The 18759-nt window shown below is 59.8% G+C and carries 19 protein-coding genes; 10 read left to right on the forward strand and 9 right to left on the reverse strand.

The window, feature by feature from the left end; genetic code table 11:
* Positions 1 to 13: 13 nt before the first annotated feature.
* On the forward strand, positions 14 to 883 hold the full coding sequence (locus tag AB4K19_RS03315; RefSeq protein WP_375230523.1) for a LysR family transcriptional regulator: 870 nt from the start codon (positions 14 to 16) through the stop codon (positions 881 to 883).
* Between the two features lie 2 nt (positions 884 to 885).
* On the opposite strand, the gene modC is transcribed toward AB4K19_RS03315, so the two are convergent.
* From modC to modA, 3 genes are read right to left on the reverse strand one after another with little or no spacing between them, the layout of a single operon-like run.
* Positions 886 to 1983, reverse strand: a complete 1098-nt coding sequence (modC, locus tag AB4K19_RS03320; RefSeq protein WP_436399038.1) for a molybdenum ABC transporter ATP-binding protein — start codon at positions 1981 to 1983, stop codon at positions 886 to 888.
* Positions 1983 to 2675 (reverse strand): molybdate ABC transporter permease subunit, encoded by a 693-nt coding sequence (modB, locus tag AB4K19_RS03325; protein WP_436399040.1) that lies wholly within the window; start codon positions 2673 to 2675, stop codon positions 1983 to 1985. Before modB ends, modC begins: the two co-directional genes overlap by 1 nt.
* A 7-nt stretch (positions 2676 to 2682) precedes the next feature.
* The gene (gene modA, locus AB4K19_RS03330; protein ID WP_375230524.1) at positions 2683 to 3456 is read right to left on the reverse strand and encodes a molybdate ABC transporter substrate-binding protein; all 774 of its coding nucleotides are present in this window, start codon (positions 3454 to 3456) and stop codon (positions 2683 to 2685) included.
* Positions 3457 to 3574: 118 nt separating this feature from the next.
* On the opposite strand from modA, the gene AB4K19_RS03335 reads away from it, so the two are divergent.
* Positions 3575 to 4243 (forward strand): DNA-3-methyladenine glycosylase I, encoded by a 669-nt coding sequence (locus AB4K19_RS03335; RefSeq protein ID WP_436399043.1) that lies wholly within the window; start codon positions 3575 to 3577, stop codon positions 4241 to 4243.
* Here AB4K19_RS03335 and arsJ read toward each other — a convergent pair.
* From arsJ to AB4K19_RS03355, 4 genes are all read right to left on the reverse strand, one after another.
* Complete coding sequence (gene arsJ, locus AB4K19_RS03340) at positions 4240 to 5493, reverse strand: organoarsenical effux MFS transporter ArsJ (RefSeq protein WP_436399045.1); 1254 nt, start codon at positions 5491 to 5493, stop codon at positions 4240 to 4242. The two genes, AB4K19_RS03335 and arsJ, sit on opposite strands and share 4 nt — an antisense overlap.
* Entirely contained in the window at positions 5493 to 6491 is a 999-nt protein-coding gene (locus AB4K19_RS03345) for an ArsJ-associated glyceraldehyde-3-phosphate dehydrogenase (RefSeq protein WP_375230525.1), read from the reverse strand. Before AB4K19_RS03345 ends, arsJ begins: the two co-directional genes overlap by 1 nt.
* Positions 6492 to 6639: 148 nt before the next feature.
* Entirely contained in the window at positions 6640 to 9252 is a 2613-nt protein-coding gene (locus AB4K19_RS03350) for a TRAP transporter permease (RefSeq protein WP_375230526.1), read from the reverse strand.
* Between the two features lie 120 nt (positions 9253 to 9372).
* Entirely contained in the window at positions 9373 to 10341 is a 969-nt protein-coding gene (locus AB4K19_RS03355) for a TAXI family TRAP transporter solute-binding subunit (RefSeq protein ID WP_375230527.1), read from the reverse strand.
* Between the two features lie 443 nt (positions 10342 to 10784).
* Between AB4K19_RS03355 and AB4K19_RS03360 the strand changes: the two genes are divergently transcribed.
* The gene (locus tag AB4K19_RS03360) at positions 10785 to 12101 is read left to right on the forward strand and encodes an aspartate aminotransferase family protein (RefSeq protein ID WP_375230528.1); all 1317 of its coding nucleotides are present in this window, start codon (positions 10785 to 10787) and stop codon (positions 12099 to 12101) included.
* 9 nt (positions 12102 to 12110) lie between these two features.
* Here the strand turns inward: AB4K19_RS03360 and AB4K19_RS03365 are convergent, their stop codons facing one another.
* Complete coding sequence (locus AB4K19_RS03365; RefSeq protein WP_375230529.1) at positions 12111 to 12899, reverse strand: nitroreductase family protein; 789 nt, start codon at positions 12897 to 12899, stop codon at positions 12111 to 12113.
* 121 nt (positions 12900 to 13020) lie between these two features.
* Here AB4K19_RS03365 and AB4K19_RS03370 point away from each other — a divergent pair, with 121 nt between their 5' ends.
* Genes AB4K19_RS03370 through AB4K19_RS03400 form a run of 7 tightly spaced genes read left to right on the forward strand, consistent with a single transcriptional unit; the run spans position 13021 to position 18130 of the window.
* Positions 13021 to 13746 (forward strand): succinate dehydrogenase/fumarate reductase iron-sulfur subunit, encoded by a 726-nt coding sequence (locus AB4K19_RS03370; RefSeq protein WP_375230530.1) that lies wholly within the window; start codon positions 13021 to 13023, stop codon positions 13744 to 13746.
* Between the two features lie 3 nt (positions 13747 to 13749).
* Positions 13750 to 14091, forward strand: a complete 342-nt coding sequence (locus tag AB4K19_RS03375; protein ID WP_375230531.1) for a succinate dehydrogenase — start codon at positions 13750 to 13752, stop codon at positions 14089 to 14091.
* Positions 14088 to 14432, forward strand: coding sequence for a succinate dehydrogenase, cytochrome b556 subunit (gene sdhC, locus AB4K19_RS03380; protein ID WP_375230532.1), 345 nt, complete (start codon positions 14088 to 14090; stop codon positions 14430 to 14432). Before AB4K19_RS03375 ends, sdhC begins: the two co-directional genes overlap by 4 nt.
* Positions 14429 to 16186 carry an L-aspartate oxidase gene (locus AB4K19_RS03385; protein ID WP_436399050.1) on the forward strand — a complete coding sequence of 586 codons (1758 nt, stop codon included), beginning with the start codon at positions 14429 to 14431 and terminating at the stop codon, positions 16184 to 16186. The genes sdhC and AB4K19_RS03385 overlap by 4 nt, the downstream gene beginning before the upstream one ends.
* Positions 16183 to 16512 carry a hypothetical protein gene (locus AB4K19_RS03390; RefSeq protein WP_375230533.1) on the forward strand — a complete coding sequence of 110 codons (330 nt, stop codon included), beginning with the start codon at positions 16183 to 16185 and terminating at the stop codon, positions 16510 to 16512. The genes AB4K19_RS03385 and AB4K19_RS03390 overlap by 4 nt, the downstream gene beginning before the upstream one ends.
* Positions 16509 to 17465 carry a fumarate hydratase gene (locus AB4K19_RS03395; RefSeq protein WP_375230534.1) on the forward strand — a complete coding sequence of 319 codons (957 nt, stop codon included), beginning with the start codon at positions 16509 to 16511 and terminating at the stop codon, positions 17463 to 17465. The genes AB4K19_RS03390 and AB4K19_RS03395 overlap by 4 nt, the downstream gene beginning before the upstream one ends.
* Positions 17462 to 18130 (forward strand): fumarate hydratase C-terminal domain-containing protein, encoded by a 669-nt coding sequence (locus AB4K19_RS03400; protein ID WP_375230535.1) that lies wholly within the window; start codon positions 17462 to 17464, stop codon positions 18128 to 18130. The genes AB4K19_RS03395 and AB4K19_RS03400 overlap by 4 nt, the downstream gene beginning before the upstream one ends.
* Here the strand turns inward: AB4K19_RS03400 and AB4K19_RS03405 are convergent.
* Positions 18127 to 18744, reverse strand: coding sequence for a glutathione S-transferase family protein (locus AB4K19_RS03405; RefSeq protein WP_436399053.1), 618 nt, complete (start codon positions 18742 to 18744; stop codon positions 18127 to 18129). The two genes, AB4K19_RS03400 and AB4K19_RS03405, sit on opposite strands and share 4 nt — an antisense overlap.
* Between the last annotated feature and the right edge of the window lie 15 nt (positions 18745 to 18759).

Below are 18759 nucleotides of genomic sequence, written 5' to 3' on the forward strand. Positions count from 1 at the left end.
TTTTATGGAATGAATGGACTTCAACTATCATCACCTGAGGTATTTTCAGGCCGTTGCAGAAGATGGAAACCTAACCCGGGCAGCAGCGTTGCTGAACGTTTCGCAATCGGCGGTTTCGACCCAGATCCGTCAGCTTGAGGAACGCCTTGGTCAGGACCTGTTCGAACGACGGGGCCGTGCGCTGCTGCTGACCGAAGCAGGGCGGATTGCCCTGGATCATGCCAATGCCATTTTCGCGACAGGGCGTGAGATGGTGGCTACACTGCAGCAGACAGGAGCAAGTCGTCGGGCGCTGCGGGTCGGGGCCATTTCGACGCTGTCGCGCAACTATCAGCTGGTGTTTCTCAAACCTCTGCTGGGGCGCCCGGATGTTGAGGTCGTGCTGCGGTCGGGCAGTATGGCCGAACTCAGCACAGCGCTTGCGGCTTTGCACCTCGACCTGGTTCTGACCAACCAGGCACCGCCTGCTGACGCTCTGACCCCATTCAACGTCCAGCAGTTGGATACGCAGAATGTCAGCCTCGTTGGTCCACCCGATGAAAGACTGTCGGGCGCGCCGCTGGAGGAACAGCTGCTGCATGCGCCGCTGATCCTGCCCTCGCGGGCCAGCGGGGTGCGCGCGGGCTTTGACGCTCTGACTGACCGGCTTGGTCTGCGCCCCCAGATCGCCGCAGAAGTAGACGACATGGCCATGATGCGCCTGCTTGTGCGGGACGGGGCGGGGCTGGCCGTCCTGCCGCCCATTGTCGTGAAAGATGAAATCGCGGCAGGCTCTCTTACAGAGCTTGCGGTGCTGCCCGACCTGACCGAAACATTTTACGGCGTGACCGTCGGGCGGCGCTTCCCGAACCCATTGCTGTCGGAGCTGATGCGGCCGGGGTAATGTCAGACCTGTGCGGGCTGGCCATCGCCGACTGCTTCGCGCGGGACGGATACGGCTTTGATCACGGCAAAAACCTGCATGCCGGTGCGCAGACCAAGTGCGTCACAGGACCGGCGGGTGATCCGGGCGAGGATCGTGTTCCCCCCCGCATCCAGACGGGCCAGTACCCCCGGACCATCCCCCTGGCGCAGTTCGGTCAGAACAGCAGGCAGAACGTTCAGCGCTGAAATGTCTTTGGGGTGCGTAGTGGCGATCATGACGTCCTGTGCCTCGATCCGGACACGCAGCATTTTCCCGGGCTCCTGGTCAATGCGCGGCAGAAGAAGAGGCAGACCGCCTGCGTCCAGTTCGCTGAGGCCGTCCGCATGGTGCCGGACAAGCCGCGCAGTCATCATCGCACCGGCCGAGCGGACGCCGAGCGGGGTTACCCCGGGATCGCTCAGCACCGCTTGCGCAGGTCCGATACCGGTGACGCGTCCCGCCTCGATCGCCACAACGGTCGTTGCAAGGCGGGCCACTTCGCTGGCGGAATGGCTGACATAGAGGACGGGCACAGCAAGCTCGTCGCGGATCCGCTCGAAGTAGGGCAGGATTTCGGCTTTGCGCCTTGTATCCAGTGCGGCCAGGGGCTCATCCGCGAGCAGTATCTCCGGCGCGGAAAGTAGTGCACGCCCGATTGCCACGCGTTGCTTTTCACCGCCCGACAGCAGAGCTGGCCGCCGGTCCAGCAAATGCCCGATGCCCAGCATGTCTATCACGTTTTCCGGTTTTTCATGATGCGCGTTTGCCGGTGCAAACCGGCGGCCGTAGAGCAGGTTCTGCCGGACCGTCAGGTGCGGAAAGAGACGCCCTTCCTGAAAAATGTAACCGACACGCCGCCGGTGGGGCGGGATCCAGATCGCGCGCTCGGTGTCAAACAGAGTGCGTCCGTTGATCGTTGCGCGCCCTGTGGTCGGGCGCAGAAGGCCCGCGACGGCATTGATGATGCTCGTCTTCCCGGTGCCGGAGCGGCCAAATAAAACAGTGATCCCACGCGGCGCCTCAAAGGAAACGTCCAGGGAGAACCCGTCAAATTCCTGGGTCAGGGCCAACTCCAGCATCAGGTGCCACCGATGCGCCGGGCGATCCGGCGGGCCAGAATTTCAGACAGGAGCAACGCGCCCATCGCGATGGCCACAGAAATCAGTACCAGCCGCAGAGTCTGGTTTTCGCCCCCCGGCACCTGAAGAAAGGCATAGATGGCGGAAGGCACGGTTTGCGTCTGGCCAGGTATGTTAGACACGAAAGTGATTGTCGCCCCGAATTCCCCCATCGCCTTGGCGAAAGCCAGCACCGCGCCGGCCAGAACGCCTGGCAGCATCAGCGGCAACGTCACGGTCAGGAACACCCAGGCGCGTGATGCGCCCAGCGTCCCGGCAGCTTCCTCAAGCTTCGGGTCAACTGCCTCGAGAGACAGCCTGATCGCGCGCACCATCAGCGGAAACGCCATGATCGCGGCGGCCAGGGCTGCACCCGTCCAGTTGAAAGCAAAGCTGATGCCGATCAGGGCAAGCAAACTCCCCGCAGGTCCCTGTGGCCCTAAGGTCAGCAGCAGCAGATAACCGGTGACCACCGGCGGCAGGATCAGGGGCAGCATCACCAGGCCGTTCAGCAGCTGTTTGCCGGGAAAATCGCGCCGCGCCAGAATAACCGCCACCCAGAGGCCAAAGGGCAGACTGCACAGCGTCGCCCAGAAAGCCACGCGCAGCGACAGGACGACCGCCTGCCATTCCTGTGCGCTTAGCCACTCCATCGGTTGCCTACTCCGTACCTGCGGCAAAACCCAGCCGTGTCAGCACCTTATCTGTCTGCGGGCTGCGAAGATAGTCAAGGAAACCGCGCGCAGCACCGGAGGGTTCAGACGCCACCGCAGCCGCCGGGTACACAATTGGCTGGTGGCTTTCTGCAGGAAAAACGGCAACCGCTTTAACGCGGGCGTCAGCAAGCGCATCTGTGGCGTAAACGATACCATAGGGGGCGGCACCGGTGGCCACGAGAGCCAGGGACGCGCGCACGTTGTCCGTCTGTGCCGTCCGTGTGGCAACACTCTGCCACAATCCGAAATACGACAACGCCTCTTTCGCATAAAGACCGGCCGGAACAGCATCCACGAGAGCAACCGCGAGCCTGCCGTCCCCGATCAGGCCGGCAAGATCGGTTTGCGCGCTCAGTTCAACCGGGGGCACGTCAGGGTTTGCAGCAATCAGTACGAGCTTGTTGCCGGCCAGATCAAATCGCGTGGTTGCGTTGATCCGCCCCTGTTGTTCCAGGTAATCCATCCAGGCTGTATTCGCCGAAACGTAGACGTCTGCAGGTGCGCCGAGGCTGATCTGGCGGGCGAGGACGGATGAGCCGGCAAAGGAGAACGCAACGCTGTGCCCGCTTTCTTCTTCAAAGCCGGCTGCGATTTCTACAAGCGCAGTGCGCAGGCTTGCCGCAGCGAAAACAGTGATCTGCTCTGCCCGTGCCGGTGCGGACGTCAGCACCAGTGAACACATCAGCGAGATCAGCAACTTTGGGAAAGAAGAGGACATGAAAACACTGTCCTTCAGGCGTTCCGCGGGTGCAAGCCCCGCTGTATACTGACGCTGGATGTCAGCAGGCCATGGTCTTCTGTGATCCTGACAGAAAGTGACATTGGGGGGACAGTTCATGCGCACGCTAGGTGAAATTCTCGAAATCAGCGCCGGGCGCAAAGGCGGTGAAGCAGCCATTTTTGATGGTTTTGAGCCGTCGTTGTCCGCACAGGAGGTGGCCGCTATTCCGGATGACAGGTGGCTGGCACAGATGACCCGGTCCATTTTTCAGGCCGGTTTCAACTGGAAAGTTGTCGACAACATGTGGCCGGGGTTCGAGACTGCATTCCGCGGATTTGATCCCGGGCCCTGTGCTTTTATGGATGATGAATGGTTTGATGCGCTGGTCACAGACACATCAATCGTGCGGCACGGACCCAAGATCCGGGCCGTACAGGAGAATGCGGCGTTTATCCTTGATGTCCGGAAAGAGCATGGCAGTTTCGGCCGGATGATCGCGGACTGGCCCCGTGAGGATTACGCTTCGCTGCTGCTGCGTCTCAAGGCGGACGGATCACGTCTTGGGGGCACAACGGGCCAGTATTTTCTGCGTTTCATGGGCGTGGATGGCTATATTCTGTCGCGTGATGTAGTGGGGCGGCTGATGGCCGAAGGGGTCATCGACAAAGCTCCTGCATCGAAGAAGGCGATGATGGCGGTTCAGGCAGCGATCAACGAATGGTCGCGCGAATCCGGACGGTCCCTGAAAGAGATCAGCAGAATTCTGGCCACCAGCACGGGCTAGGCGCGCAGGCGCGCAGCACCAACTGTACTGAGCACCAGCATGACCGCAGCCGTGGCAAGGCACAGGGGCAGGCCACCAAGCTGATAGCTTGCGCCGGACAGAACGGTGCCCAAAAGGCGGCCCGTCGCGTTGGCCATATAGTAAAAACCCACGTCCATCGTGACCCTGTTTCCTGTGCTGAAAGCAAGTATCAGATAGGAATGCAGCGCGGAGTTGACTGCAAAAACCGCGCCGAACAGCAGCAGACCGGCAACCAGTGTGACTGTGAGCCAGGGCGCGGGTGACCCGGCCATCCAGACCAGAAGCGCCAGCATTGCCGGAATCGCGATCAGAGCCGCGCTCCAGTTGCGCGCGGCGGTGATCAGCGCACTGGCCGGACGGGCCGCAGTCCGCAGCAGCCGTGGGGCTGAGGCCTGGACAGCACCGTAAAGGATAATCCAGAGCGCCATGAAGCTGCCGATCATGAAGAACGCGGCGCGGTTTCCGGCGTCTGTCCCGTCAGAAAGAACGGCGTAGAAATAGACCGGTATGCCCACCACAAACCAAACGTCGCGCGCACCAAACAAAAACACGCGCGCGAAGCTGAGCCAGTTGATATTTGTATTGTCCGAAAACACTTCGCGGAACTTTGCGTCCTTGCGTCCGGTGGGCAGACCCGGCGGCATGCCCGCCAGCACAGCGGCGAGGACAACACCGAGCACAGCTGCCATCCCAAGAACGGCGGCCTGCAGACCGGCCAGACCCAGCAGGACGGCTCCAAGCAGAAAGCCGAAGCCCTTAACCGCGTTCTTGGACCCGGTCAGCAAAGCAACCCATCGGAACAGGCCGCCATCACCATCCGGTGCCAGCAGCTTCACCGCCGACTTGGCGCTCATCTTGGAAAGATCCTTTGCCACGCCGGAGGCACCCTGAACTGCCATGACGAAAACGACAGAGGCCCCGATGCTCCACGCCGGATCAAGTGCTGTCAACGCCAGCAGCGCGCCGATCTGAATGATCAGTCCGGCATAAAGTGTGCGCGTCAGACCAAACCTCGCGGCAATCCATCCGGCGCTGAGGTTGGTCACCACCCCGGCGATCTCATAAAGTACAAAAAGATATGCCAGCTGGACCGGAGAAAAGCCCAGCGTGTGAAAGTGCAGAAGCACAAGCATGCGCAGCGCGCCATCGGTGAGCATGAACGCCCAATAGGCGGCGGTCACCGCGAAATAGGCGGTCAGACGGGTATCTTTGCGCGCAGGTGTTTTCATCAAAGGCTGGCGCTGACCATTCCCGCTACATCCACGAGCCGGTGCGCGTAGCCATATTCATTATCGTACCAGACATAAACTTTGAGCTGGGTGCCGTTCACAACCATTGTCGACGGCCCATCCACAATGCCGGACCTCGTATCATTGGTATAGTCTGCGCTGACCAGCGGCCGGTCCTCGTAACCCAGAATCCCTTTCAGCGGACCGTCGGCCGCCGCACGGAACAATGCGTTCACCTCATCGACTGTCGTCTCACGCTCCAGCTCGAACACGCAGTCGGTCAGCGATGCGTTCAGCAACGGAACCCGCACGGCATGACCATTCAGCCGGCCCTTCAGTTCCGGATAGATCAGGGTGATTGCGGTGGCACTGCCCGTTGTGGTGGGGATCAGGGAATTGAGCGCAGAGCGGGCGCGCCGCAGGTCTTTGGCCGGCCGGTCCACAATGGTCTGCGTGTTTGTGACGTCGTGGATTGTGGTGATTGATCCGTGTCTGATGCGCAGGTTTTCGTGGATGACCTTAACCACCGGGGCGATGCAATTCGTCGTGCAGCTGGCCGCGGTGATAATGCGGTGTGTATCAGGATCGTAGACGTCATGGTTGACGCCATAGACGATGTTTGCCGTTGGCCCATCTTTTACAGGTGCGGAAACCACAACCTTTTTGACGCCCGCGTCGAAATACGGGGCGAGGGCAGCTTCGGTTTTAAAGGCACCGGTGCAGTCGATCACCACGTCCACGCCACCGAGCGGCAGGTCTGAGAGCCTGCGGTTGCTGTATACAGGCAGGCGCTTTCCATCGATTGAAATCGCGTCCGGGGCGGAACTGAACCGCGCGGGCCAGCGTCCGTGGACCGTATCAAATTCCAGCAGATGTGCATGCATCTCCGGGTCGCCTTCGGCATCGTTGATCCAGGCGATGTCCATTCCGGCTTCGAGCATCGGACGCAGAGCCAGTTTGCCGATACGTCCAAGCCCGTTCAGAGCAAAAGTCGTCATATCCCGTTTCTTTCAGTTTATGCCCGCCGGGCTGTTCACAGACCGCCCGCATAGCGCGGGTTTATGTGAGATTTATGACAGTTGCACGCAGAGACAGAAAAACGCCGCCGGTTCCCCGGCGGCGCTGTCAATTCGGCTGGTCTTTCGCTCAGGCCGCTGCTGGCTCAGGCTCGCGCGCGGCGCGTCCGCGTTGCATCATTACGACCAGCAGCAGCAACACGAGACCCGGAATGAAGACCAGTTCCTTGGGCAGCTGATCTGCCGGGGCCTTGACGGCTGTGATGGTCACAAAGTCATCGCCGTAGAAGTCATAGCCCTGGAACACTTCGGCATAGGGTGTGCCAAAGAGCGGCTCTTCCAGTGTGACCGTGTCACCGTCCGGCACAGTCAGCAGACCAAGCGCATCCATCCGGCTGCCTTCGGCTTCATCGCCGACTGTCACCAGCAGGGTGGTTTCCAGCGGCTCGCCGGTATCGAAGTCCGGACCGTTGACCACCACGCGGAACTCTTTGCCCGGTGCAGCGGCTTCAACTGTCTCGGCAAAGGCGGCCGGTGCGATATCCTCGAACGGAGGCTGCAGACGGTCCATGAAGAAGTCTGGACGGAAGAGCATGAACGAAATGAAGATCAGCAGGATGCTTTCGTAGATGCGGCTTTTGGTCAGGAAATAGCCCATTGTGCCTGCCGTAAAGACGAGGATGGCAATGCTGGATATCACAAAGACCAGTATGCCCTGCGCCCAGCCCACATCGATCAGCAGCAGATCGGTGTTGAAGATGAAGACGAAGGGCAGGGCGATAGTCCGCAGGCTGTAGAAAAATGCGGTAAAGCCCGTTTTGATCGCATCACCACCGGAGACCGCCGCAGCCGCAAAGCTTGCCAGCCCCACTGGTGGTGTCACGTCCGCCATGATCCCGAAGTAAAACACAAAGAGGTGCACGGCGATCAGCGGCACGATCAGACCGGACTGTGCGCCGAGTTCCACGACAACGCCCGCCATCAGAGATGACACAACGATGTAGTTCGCTGTTGTTGGCAGGCCCATGCCGAGGATCAGCGACAAAAGCCCCACCATCATCAGCATCAGGATCAGATTGCCGCCCGACAGGAACTCGACGAGATCGGCCATGACCTGACCCACACCAGTCAGCGTCACAGTGCCGACAATCACGCCCGCAGTGGCGGTTGCAAGACCGATGCCGATCATGTTGCGCGCACCGTCAATGAGGCCCTGCAGCAGATCGACTACGCCGTCTTTGAAACGTTCGACCAGAGCACCACCTTCGCCACGGAAAATGGCCTTCATTGGTTTCTGCGTCAGCAGGATAACAAAGAGCAGCATGGTCGCCCAGAACGCCGACAGACCGGGTGATTTCTGTTCGATCATCAGGAAGTAGACCAGCACAATGATCGGGAGCAGGAAGTACAGACCGGATTTGTAGATTTCGCCAACAACAGGCAGCTCAACTTCTTCGGCATTGGGGTCATCGGGTTCCAGATCGGGCACCGATGCCGCCATCCAAAGAAGCAGCGCGTAGGTCACAAAGATCAGAACAGACAGGATAACGGCCGAGTTCGAGGTCGCGGCAACGATCCAGCCCACAGGGTACTGCACACCATAGCAGAGGCCTGCAAAGCCCACAAAGAACGCTGCCATACCGCCAATGGTCTTGCCCATCGACACGACGCGGTTGCCCAGTGTCGGCATGTTGTTCTTTACCGCTTCAAGGTGCACGATGTAGACCAGCGCGATGTAGGAAATTGTCGCGGGCAGGAAGGCGTGGGTGATCACTTCGACGTATGATATGCCCACATATTCCACCATCAGGAAGGCGGCAGCGCCCATAACCGGCGGCATGATCTGCCCGTTCACGGAGGAGGCCACCTCTACCGCGCCGCCCTTTTCGGAAGAGAAGCCCACGCGTTTCATCAGCGGAATTGTGAAGGTGCCAGTGGTGACAACGTTGGCAATCGATGAGCCGGAGATCAGGCCCGTGGCAGCGGAGCCCACAACGGCCGCTTTGGCCGGGCCACCCTTAAGGTGCCCGAGGGCACCAAAGGCCATTTTGATGAAATAGTTGCCGGCGCCCGCCTTATCGAGCAGCGCGCCAAAGAGCACGAAGAGGAACACGAACTTCGTCGAAACACCCAGTGCGATGCCAAACACACCCTCTGAGGTGATCCACATGTGGCTCATAGCTTTCTGCAGCGAGGCACCTTTCCAGCGGATTACATCAGGGACCCAGCTGGAGGAGCCAAAGAACACGTAAGCCAGGAAAATGGTGGCGATGATCGCCATCGCAGGCCCCAGCGCGCGGCGTGCCCCTTCGAACAGAATGATCAGACCCGCAAGCGCAAACCACTTGTCCACGTCATCCGCGAGGCCGCCGGAATTTACGATTTTGTCGTAGAAAATATACCCGTACATCGCGATGCCCGCACCGGCGATGGCAAGGCCCCAGTCCTGCAGCGGGATGTAGTGGCGCGGACTGGATTTGAACATCGGGTAGGCCATGAAGGCCAGAAAGATCGAGAACGCCAGGTGAATCTGACGGGAGTTGTTGATGACCGAACCGGGCAGAAGCTGGTTGGCGAGAGGGGATGCCAGGATCACCTGAAACAGCGACCAGATGATTGCGGTGATGGCGAGAAATGTGCCCACCGCTCCGACAGGGTTACGCCCGCCTGCGTCAGATGAAGCTACGAGATCTGCCAGTTCTTCGTCGGATAGCGCGCGTCCGCCGCCGGTCTGATCGGCCATGGTTACTGTCTCCCTGGAATACCGCTGAAACGGCTTTTGCTTAAATTATTGTGCCCGCTGATGCGGGTAAAACAGAGGGCGGACCGGGCCGCCCTCTGCCGTCAGACAAGAGCCGGGATCTTATTCGATCCAGCCTTTTTCCTTGTAGTACTTCGCAGCACCGGGGTGCAGCGGTGCGGACAGACCGGCTGTCGCCATTTCTTCGGCTTCGAGGTTCGCAAACGCAGGGTGCAGTTTCTTGAAGTCGTCGAAGTTGTCAAAGACAGCTGACACAACCGCATAGACCGCATCCTCGGAAACGGACGAAGACGTCACAAATGTCGCGCCCACACCAAAGGTGCTCACGTCACCGTCTGTGCCACGGTACATGCCGCCCGGGATTGTCGCGGACCGGTAGTAAGAGTTGTCGTTGATCAGCGACTCGATCTCGGCGCCGGACACTTCAACCAGCACGGAATCACATGCGGTGGTTGCTTCCTGGATCGAACCGGACGGGTGACCAACGGTGTAGATCATCGCGTCAATCTGGTTGTCGCAGAGCGCTGCAGACTGTTCAGCCGCTTTCAGCTCGGACGCCAGTGCCAGATCGCCGGTTGTCCAGCCCATCTTTTCCATCACAACTTCCATTGTGCCGCGCTGGCCGGAACCCGGGTTGCCGATGTTCACGCGCTTGCCTTTGAGGTCAGCGAAAGAGCTGATGCCTGCATCCGCACGCGCCACAACAGTGAAGGGCTCCGGGTGCACAGAGAACACAGCACGCAGGTCTTCGAATGCGCCCTGCTCCTCAAAGCGGGAGGTGCCGTTGAATGCGTGGTACTGCCAGTCGGACTGTGCCACACCGAACTCCAGCTCGCCTGCGCGGATGGTGTTGATGTTGTACACAGAACCACCTGTGGACTCGACCGAACAGCGGATGCCGTGTTCCTTGCGGCCTTTGTTGACCAGACGGCAGATTGCACCACCGGTCGGATAGTACACGCCGGTCACACCACCGGTGCCGATTGTGATGAACTCTTCGGCCATTGCCGCCGGAGCCATCAGCATCGCCAGGCTGGCGCCGGCTGCTGTCAGTTTGAGTTTGTTAAACATTGATTTCTCCCATTTGTTTTTTGGTCGTCTTTTAACCGCCGGTCTCACCGGACAGACGGCTGTTATTACTTTTCATCTCAGCAATCCGTGTCTGAAACGCTTTGCCTCCAGTACCGGGCAGCCTGCCAATCGGTGTCGTTGCAAAAAAGGCCCGCTGCGTCAGATGAAAAGAAATCCGGTGAATCGCCCCGAATGATGAACCGCGGCGTTGTGGGTTGCAAGGCAGGGTTTATCTGCACGGCTCCGGTTGCAACCGGAAGTCCGTTATCCGGCCTGTTTTTCAGGCTGAAGTGGCGCAACGACGGCGCGACATCCGGCAAAACAACCACGCGCTCCCCCCATCCCGTTTCTGCGTCCCCCCTGATACCGGTTAACATTTCAGAGCATTGTCACTCAGGGTGTCATATGCTTCACAGCAAACAGTTCAACTGGGGAGATTTCGAATGTCACATGTGTTTGGCCGGCACTCTAAGACCAGTCCTCGACGTGCGTCTATAGGCAAAGGTGCCTACATCTATGATGCTGATGGGAAAGAATATTTTGACGGATCGGGTGGTGCGGCGGTCTCCTGTCTCGGCCACAGTGATCTGGATGTGATCGCAGCGATTCAGGCGCAGGTTGGACAACTTGCCTATGCGCACACCAGTTTTTTCACGTCTGACCCTGCAGAAGAACTGGCAGACAGGCTGGTCCAGGCCGCGCCGGGCAGCCTGGAAAAGGTCTATTTTGTCTCAGGCGGCTCGGAAGCGGTCGAGGCTGCGCTCAAGCTCGCGAGGCAGTATTTTGTCGAAATCGGTGAGCCGCAACGGCATCGGTTTATCGCGCGCCGCCAGAGTTATCACGGCAATACACTGGGTGCTCTGGCCACGGGCGGTAACGAATGGCGCAAACAGGCCTTCGCCCCGATCATGGTTGAAACATCACTGATTTCTCCGTGCTATGCCTATCGCGGACAGCAGGACGGCGAGACCGCCTTTGACTACGGCCAGCGTGTCGCCAACGAACTGGAAGCCGAACTGGAGCGCGTTGGGCCCGAAACGGTCATAGCGTTCGTGGCGGAACCGGTCGTCGGCGCGACCCTCGGCGCAGTGGCACCGGTCGACGGCTATTTCCGGCGGATCCGCGAGATCTGTGACCGGTACGGTATTCTGCTGATACTGGATGAGGTGATGTGTGGCATGGGCCGTACTGGCAGTCTTTTCGCGCATTCACATGACGGGATCACAGCAGACATTGTCACCATCGCCAAAGGGCTTGGCGCCGGGTACCAGCCGATTGGTGCCATGATGTGCACCGCTGCGATCCATGATGCCATTGCCGCAGGCTCCGGGTTTTTCCAGCACGGACACACGTATATCGGCCATCCAACAGCCTGCGCGGCAGGCAATGCCGTCGTTTCCAAACTGACCGGCGGTCTCGTGGAGAATTGCGCGGCCATGGGGGAAAAGCTGCAAAATGCGCTACAGGGTGCGTTTGGCCAGCACCCGCACATAGGCGATATCCGCGGAAGGGGCCTGTTCATCGGACTGGAAATTGTTGAGGACAGGGCCAGCAAAAAGCCTTTCGATCCATCGGCCGCGACCCACAAAAAACTGAAAAGCACTGCCTTTGAAAACGGGCTGTTGTGCTATCCCATGGGTGGGACAGTGGACGGACGGCATGGCGATCACATCCTTCTTGCGCCGCCCTTCATCATCGAAGACGCACATGTGGACGAGATCGTCAGCAAACTGGAAAAAACATTTTCTGCAGTACTTTAGGATCTTCTCCTAATCTGTCCGGAAGCCGATGTTGCGGATGAACCTGCCGAAGTCCCCGCGTTGAGCTTTTGCGTACATGCGGGCCTTGGCCAATGACCAGGGTGTCTCTTCGCGGCCCGCCCGCCGTCGGTTGTCGTATTCCTCGATGTCGGCGCGGGATGTGTTCCGGTACTGATCCGAATGCACGGTGGCTTCCAGCGACAGGCGCGGGCTGATCCGGGCCGGATCAACCGGATACCCGACTGCCATGCCGGCGACAGGAAATACGTGATCCGGCAGATCAAAGAGATCCCGTACTGCATTCATATGATTGCGTATTGTGCTGATCGGGCAACAGCCCAATCCCGCCGCCTGCGCCGCTGTCATGAATGCGTTCAGGGCGATGCCTGCATCCAGAGATGCGTTGAAAAAGGCATCGAGGTGGTCGTTAGGGAAGCCTTCATGGTGCCAGGACTGGATCTGCCGTTGCCGCCGGTTGTCCGCGAGGAAAACGACAAAGCAGGGCACATCTGCGATCCACTCCTGAGCGGACAGCAGATTGCGCAACTGATCCGTCCTGGCGGGGTCCTCAACGATAAGAATATCACGCTGCTGCAGATCGCTTTTGGACGGCGCCGCCAGTGCGACAGCAGCGAGCGTCTGCAGTACGGTTGCCGACGGAACATCCGGGGTGAACCTGCGACACGCGGCCCGCCCCGCCATGGCATTCAAAAGCGGGTTGTTCTGCAGACCTTCAGGGACGTTCGGCGCGTTACCAAAGCGTTGTTTTAACAGATCGGACAGTTGCACCTCAGTCATCGAGACGGCGCAATATACTGTAAGTCTTTCTTACGAAAACCATTAGAACATATTCCTTCTCGTTAGCTATTCTCGAAGTTATATCTTGCTCAAACCAAGATCCACAAGCCGGGAGCACCGTGTGGCGGGCGAAGCCGAAAAACTGGATGTGTCGGTCTGGCGTGGCGGAGAAGATGGCGCGTATCAGACATTTGAGGTCCCGGCTTATGAAAGCCAGACCATTCTGGACGTGGTGTCTTGGATCCAGCAATATGCCGATCCGACGCTCACCTACCGCTTTGCCTGCCGTGTGGGCATGTGCGGGTCATGCGCGATGATGGTGAACGGACGGCCGCGCTGGACCTGCCGCACCCATATCAAAACTGTGGTCAAAGACGGCGCGGTCCAGGTAGGCCCGTTGCGCAACCTGCCGGTCATCAAGGATCTGGCGGCGGACATGGACCCGTTTTTTGACAAGTGGGTGGCGGCCGGAGGTGTGCATACCCCCAGTGCAACCCGCCATGATGCGATCGAAGCAATTGATCCGGGCGACAGCACGCGCGTTGAGGCGAGCGCGGGCATCGAGTGTATCAACTGTTCGGTGTGCTACGCTGCCTGCGACACGGTTGCCGGCAACGCCGACTACCTTGGGCCCGCGGCGTTGCAGCGCGCATGGACGCTGTACAATGATGCAAAGCACGACGCCCGTTCAGAAATCCTGGATGCCGTGTCCGGGGCCGGGGGATGCCACAACTGCCACTCAATGGGCAGCTGCACTGTGTACTGCCCGAACGAACTGGACCCGATGTCTGCCATTGCCGGGCTGAAACGGGAAACTAGCCGTAACTTTTTCAGAAAGCGGCGGTAAACAATGCTGAACGTCCACCTCTACATGGTTCAACGGATCTCGGCGCTCATCATGGCGCCGCTGACGCTGGGCCATATTGCCGTGATGATCTATGCAGTGCAGGGCGGACTTTCTGCAGAAGAAATCCTCGGCCGCACGCAGGGATCAGCTTTCTGGTTTCTGTTTTACGGCAGTTTCGTCGTCGCCGTTTCTGTCCATGCTGCCATTGGTCTGCGCGTGATCGTGCATGAACACACCGGTCTCAAGGGTGCAGCCCTGAGCGCACTTACCTGGGGGACAGCTCTGGTGCTGTTCGCACTGGGCGCGCGTGCCGTCTGGGCCGTGACAGCCGGAGGCGGCGGATGAAGTATTCCCGCGCACATCCGCTCTGGCTGGCCTTTGTGCTGCACCGGGTTTCCGGACTGGCGCTGGCGCTTTTCCTGCCCGTCCATTTCTGGGTGCTGTCCTATGCGCTCACCCAGCCGGAAAAGCTGAACCAGTTTCTGAGCTTTGCTGATCAGCCAATTGTTAAGGTTGCGGAATTCGGGCTTGTGTTCCTGCTGGCGCTTCACATGGCCGGCGGTCTGAGACTCATGGCGATGGAGTGGCTGCCATGGTCCGCACCGCAGAAAACCCTGGCTGCTGGCGCGGTTGGGTTTGCGTTTCTGCTGTCCGGTTCCTTCTTTTTGCAGGTGATCTCCGTATGAAAACTGAAATCGACCGCCATGACACAGACATCCTGATCCTTGGCACCGGCGGCGCGGGTCTTTTCGCAGCACTTCACGCCCAGCAGTCCGCGCCTCCGGGCACCAAAATTACGATCGCGGTAAAAGGCCTGATTGGTAAATGCGGCTGCACGCGCATGGTCCAGGGGGGGTACAATGTTGCGCTGGGCGGTGGGGACACCGTTGAGCGGCATTTCATGGACACCATTCATGGAGGCAAATGGCTGCCGGATCAGGACATGGCCTGGCGGCTCTGCGAACAGGCTGTGGTGCGCATCACCGAGCTGGAAAATGAGATCGGGTGCTTTTTCGACCGAAACGCCGACGGAACGCTGCACCAGAAGGCCTTCGCGGGGCAGACCGCGGACCGGACCGTGCACAAGGGTGATCTGACGGGTATCGAGATCATCAACCGGCTGATGGAACAGGTGCTCTCCCGCCCGGTCGAGAAACTGCAGGAACACCGGGCGATTGGCCTCATTCCGACAAAGGACGGCAGTGCGCTGGCTGGCGTGCTGATGATCGACATGCGCACGGGGCGCTTCCGTTTCGTGCGGGCCAAAACGGTGCTGATGGCCACCGGCGGTGGCCCGACCATGTACCGTTACCACACGCCAAGCGGCGACAAGACGATGGACGGTCTCGCGATGGCGCTGCGGGCAGGGCTGCCGCTGCGCGATATGGAAATGGTTCAGTTTCATCCGACCGGCCTGCTGGCAGGAAGTCACAGCCGGATGACGGGCACAGTGCTCGAAGAGGGGCTTCGGGGCGCCGGTGGGCAGCTTCTGAATGCTGCGGGTCACCGGTTCATGTACGACTACGACGGTCTGGGCGAGCGGGCGACGCGCGATGTGGTCAGCCGCGGTATTTACGCAGAGATGCGCAAGAACAACGATCCTGAGCAGGAAGGCATGTTCATTTCGATGGCGCATCTGGGCCCGGAGAACGTGCGCCAGAAATTCAAAGGCATGGTCAAGCGCTGCGCGGACAGCGGGTTTGATCTGGCGGGAGGCCTCGTCGAGGTTGTGCCAACAGCGCACTATTTTATGGGCGGCGTGGTCGTGGATGTGGAGACGCGCACCGCTCTGGAAGGTCTCTATGTTGCGGGAGAGGACGCAGGCGGCGCGCATGGATCAAACCGCCTTGGTGGCAACGGGGTTGCAAATTCAACGGTTTATGGCGGGATTGCGGGCGATGTCATGGGGCAGGACATCCGCCGGTTCACCAAACTGCGCGATCCGGATGAAACTGTGCTGGAGGCCGAAGTCACCCGCGCCCTGCGCCCGCTCCAGCGCAAAGCGGCGCTAGTCCAGCCGCTGCGCAACCAGTTGCAGGAAGCAATGTGGGAAGATGTGGGCGTCATGCGCACAGCAGATGGCCTGACGCGGGGGCTGGGTCGTATCCGCGAGGTCAGCGCAGAGTTGCTGGAAACCGGCGTGTCGGGCGAGAACCTCGCGTTTAACCTGACATGGCATGACTGGCTCAACCTTGCCAGCCTGTGCGAGATTTCGGAGGTGATCGCCAAAGCGGCGCTGGCGCGTGAAAACTCACGCGGCGCGCACTACCGTGAGGATTTCCCGGAAGAAGGCGCGATGATCGACAGCTATTTCACCGTGGCGCGTCGCAATGATACGGATGTCGAGGTTACGCGTGAGGACGTCCGGTTCACGGTGGTTCGCCCGGGCGAGACCATTCTGCCTGACGGTGAGCCGGAATCGCTGGTGGCGGCGCAATGACCGAAGCTGCCCTTATCGTGCTGTCATGCCTTGCAAGCCTGGTGATCGCATTTGTCACGGCGCGTATGACGGCACAGAACGATCTGGCCCGTCTGCGCGAGGAGATGAAGCTGGACTACTCCGTTGAGTCCGCCATCCGCCATCTTCTGGAAAATGAGAACTATCAGAAACGCAGTCTGAAAAAGATCCGGCACCACCTGCGCGGCTTCAGCGATGATGACGCGCTGCGTCAGGCGCTCGTTCGGGCGGGTGCGGTTGCGTTTTCAGGTGACGGCGACAATGAGATGTGGGGCCTCGTCTCGCGCAACAGGGAGGACTTCCGATGATCCCGATCAACCTTATTGAGAGCACAGCAGAGACGCTGATGGACAAGGCAGCCATAGAGATTCCGCAGGATTACCTTGATGGGCTGAAGGCGGCATCGAAGACTGAGGATGGCGATCTTTCCTCGTTTGTTCTCAAGGCGATGCTGGACAATTACGAAGCGGCCAAAGAGGACCGTCGCGCCATGTGCGGCGATACCGGCGTGCCGCGCTGGTTCGTGAAAATGGGCAACGAGGCCCGCATCGAAGGCGGCCCTGTGGCGCTGGAAGGGGCCCTGCGGCGTGCGACGGCCAATGCGACCACAGGAATCCCGCTGCGCCCGAACCGTGTACACCCGCTGTGGCGTACGGATCATAACAACAACGTCGGGATCGGCGCGCCTGAGATCGAATATGGGTTTGAGCCGGACGGTGACTGGATCGACCTGATCACAGTGCACAAGGGTGGGCTTTTCGGGACGGACTACCGGATGCTTTTTCCTTCGGACGGAATACAGGGGATCAAACGGTTTTACCTCGACAGCCTGGTGGCATTTGGCAAAAGGGGCCTGGCCTGTCAGCCGGCGATCATCGGGATCGGTCTGGGCGGGTCAAAGGACACATGCATGGTGCTGGGCAAACGTGCTGCAACCCTGCGCACTGTGGGCAGCCGGAACTCGGACCCGAAAATTGCTGCGATGGAAGATGAGTTCAGGGAACTGGGCAATTCCATCGGTATGGGCGCGATGGGGTTTGTCGGCAAGAACATGGTGATCGACTGCAACATCGAAGTTGGCTACTGCCACACCGGTGGCATGCAGATGTCTGTGCATGCGTTCTGTCTGTCCTCGCGCCGTGCTGTTGCGCGCATCTGGCCGGATGGGCGTGTCGAACACCGCACGGACCCGGACTGGTTCACGGATTATCAGCGGCGCGAAGGAGTTGACTGGGAACCGGCGCTGGAGGCTGCGGAATGAGCCTGCGCGAAGTTGTTCTGAGCACGACCCCCACGGCAGAAGCTGTTGCCGACCTGAAGCTGGGCGATATCGTTTACCTTGACGGGCTGATCTACACCGCGCGCGAGGGCGTTTACATGCGTGCGCTGGAGGAAAACGCCAACATCCCCATGGAACTGCCCGCGCAGAGTGCCGCGAATTTCCATTGCTCGCCCGCTGCGGTGATCCGCGAAGACGGGTCCTTTGATCTTGGGGCCGTCACCGCGACGGCGAGCTTCCGGTTTGCCAAGTGGCTGCCGGAATGGATGGCCCGCACCGGTGCACGGCTCATCATTGGCAAGGGCGGCATGTCCTCAAAGGATTACCGGGAATACTTTGTACCCAACGGCGCGGTGTACCTGTCCACGGTCGGCTATGGAACAGGGGCGCTTCTGGGGCGTGGTGTCGAAACCGTTGAGGCTGTTCACTGGCATGAGGAGCTGGGAATTGCCCAGGCCATGTGGGTGATCCGGTCGCGCCGTATGGGACCCTTTATCGTCGCATCAGATATGAACGGCGATTGTCTCTTCGAGCGTGAAAATGCGCGGATCGAAGAGAACATTGACCGGATTTACGAAGGCACCAAACCCGCGGTGATGCGGCGCTATGGGGAGACCGACGACCGGTCAGATGAAATAATCGGTTAAAGCCCGTGCTGCTCCAGCGCGGCGCGTGTTGCGGGTCTGGCCCGCATGGCTTCCGCATGGGCGTGTATTTTCGGAAATTCGCCTGTGCTGATGTGGTTGGCTGCCATCCAGCGATGCACCAGAAAGAAATAGGGATCGCACATCGAGTATTGTGCGCCGAGGACCCAGGGCCCCTGCAACAGATGATCCTCAATCAGGCGCGCGCATTCGGCCATATTCGCCGGGACCTTGTCTTTCATCGCAGTGATGGCGTCCGGGCTGTCCGCATAGCGGGCACCACGCAGTTTATGCGCAAAAGCCGGGTGCATGGTCGAGGCAAGATAGAGGTTCGCGGACTGCGCTGTGGCGAACCCAAAGGGGTCTTTCGGGGCCAGTTCCTTTTCGGGATGTGCCTGAGCAAGATAAGCGAGTATGGCGGGGTTTTCTGTAAGCACGCCGTGTGGCGTCGCAAGCGCAGGCACGCGGCCGCGTGGATTGACCGACAGATAGGTGTCGCTCAGGTGCTCGCCGTCGGGCACCGAGAGGACCTGTGTCTGATACGGCGCACCGATCTCTTCGAGAAGGATATGCGCGGCCAGCGCCGATGAACCTTTTGCCATATAAAGCGTGTACACGTGTGCCTCCTGTCA

It is taken from the genome of Roseobacter phycocola (genome assembly GCF_042055075.2).
GTDB lineage: Bacteria > Pseudomonadota > Alphaproteobacteria > Rhodobacterales > Rhodobacteraceae > Roseobacter.

Excerpts from the sequence above, each read along its gene's own strand:
- modB (WP_436399040.1), bottom strand. The coding sequence starts at position 2,675 with ATGGAGTGGCTAAGCGCACAGGAATGGCAGGCGGTCGTCCTGTCGCTG.
- modC (WP_436399038.1), bottom strand. The coding sequence starts at position 1,983 with ATGCTGGAGTTGGCCCTGACCCAGGAATTTGACGGGTTCTCCCTGGAC.
- AB4K19_RS03345 (WP_375230525.1), bottom strand. The coding sequence starts at position 6,491 with ATGACGACTTTTGCTCTGAACGGGCTTGGACGTATCGGCAAACTGGCT.
- AB4K19_RS03400 (WP_375230535.1), top strand. The coding sequence starts at position 17,462 with ATGAGCCTGCGCGAAGTTGTTCTGAGCACGACCCCCACGGCAGAAGCT.
- arsJ (WP_436399045.1), bottom strand. The coding sequence starts at position 5,493 with ATGAAAACACCTGCGCGCAAAGATACCCGTCTGACCGCCTATTTCGCG.
- sdhC (WP_375230532.1), top strand. The coding sequence starts at position 14,088 with ATGAAGTATTCCCGCGCACATCCGCTCTGGCTGGCCTTTGTGCTGCAC.
- AB4K19_RS03395 (WP_375230534.1), top strand. The coding sequence starts at position 16,509 with ATGATCCCGATCAACCTTATTGAGAGCACAGCAGAGACGCTGATGGAC.
- AB4K19_RS03335 (WP_436399043.1), top strand. The coding sequence starts at position 3,575 with ATGCGCACGCTAGGTGAAATTCTCGAAATCAGCGCCGGGCGCAAAGGC.
- AB4K19_RS03365 (WP_375230529.1), bottom strand. The coding sequence starts at position 12,899 with ATGACTGAGGTGCAACTGTCCGATCTGTTAAAACAACGCTTTGGTAAC.
- modA (WP_375230524.1), bottom strand. The coding sequence starts at position 3,456 with ATGTCCTCTTCTTTCCCAAAGTTGCTGATCTCGCTGATGTGTTCACTG.
- AB4K19_RS03315 (WP_375230523.1), top strand. The coding sequence starts at position 14 with ATGGACTTCAACTATCATCACCTGAGGTATTTTCAGGCCGTTGCAGAA.
- AB4K19_RS03355 (WP_375230527.1), bottom strand. The coding sequence starts at position 10,341 with ATGTTTAACAAACTCAAACTGACAGCAGCCGGCGCCAGCCTGGCGATG.
- AB4K19_RS03390 (WP_375230533.1), top strand. The coding sequence starts at position 16,183 with ATGACCGAAGCTGCCCTTATCGTGCTGTCATGCCTTGCAAGCCTGGTG.
- AB4K19_RS03350 (WP_375230526.1), bottom strand. The coding sequence starts at position 9,252 with ATGGCCGATCAGACCGGCGGCGGACGCGCGCTATCCGACGAAGAACTG.
- AB4K19_RS03360 (WP_375230528.1), top strand. The coding sequence starts at position 10,785 with ATGTCACATGTGTTTGGCCGGCACTCTAAGACCAGTCCTCGACGTGCG.
- AB4K19_RS03385 (WP_436399050.1), top strand. The coding sequence starts at position 14,429 with ATGAAAACTGAAATCGACCGCCATGACACAGACATCCTGATCCTTGGC.
- AB4K19_RS03375 (WP_375230531.1), top strand. The coding sequence starts at position 13,750 with ATGCTGAACGTCCACCTCTACATGGTTCAACGGATCTCGGCGCTCATC.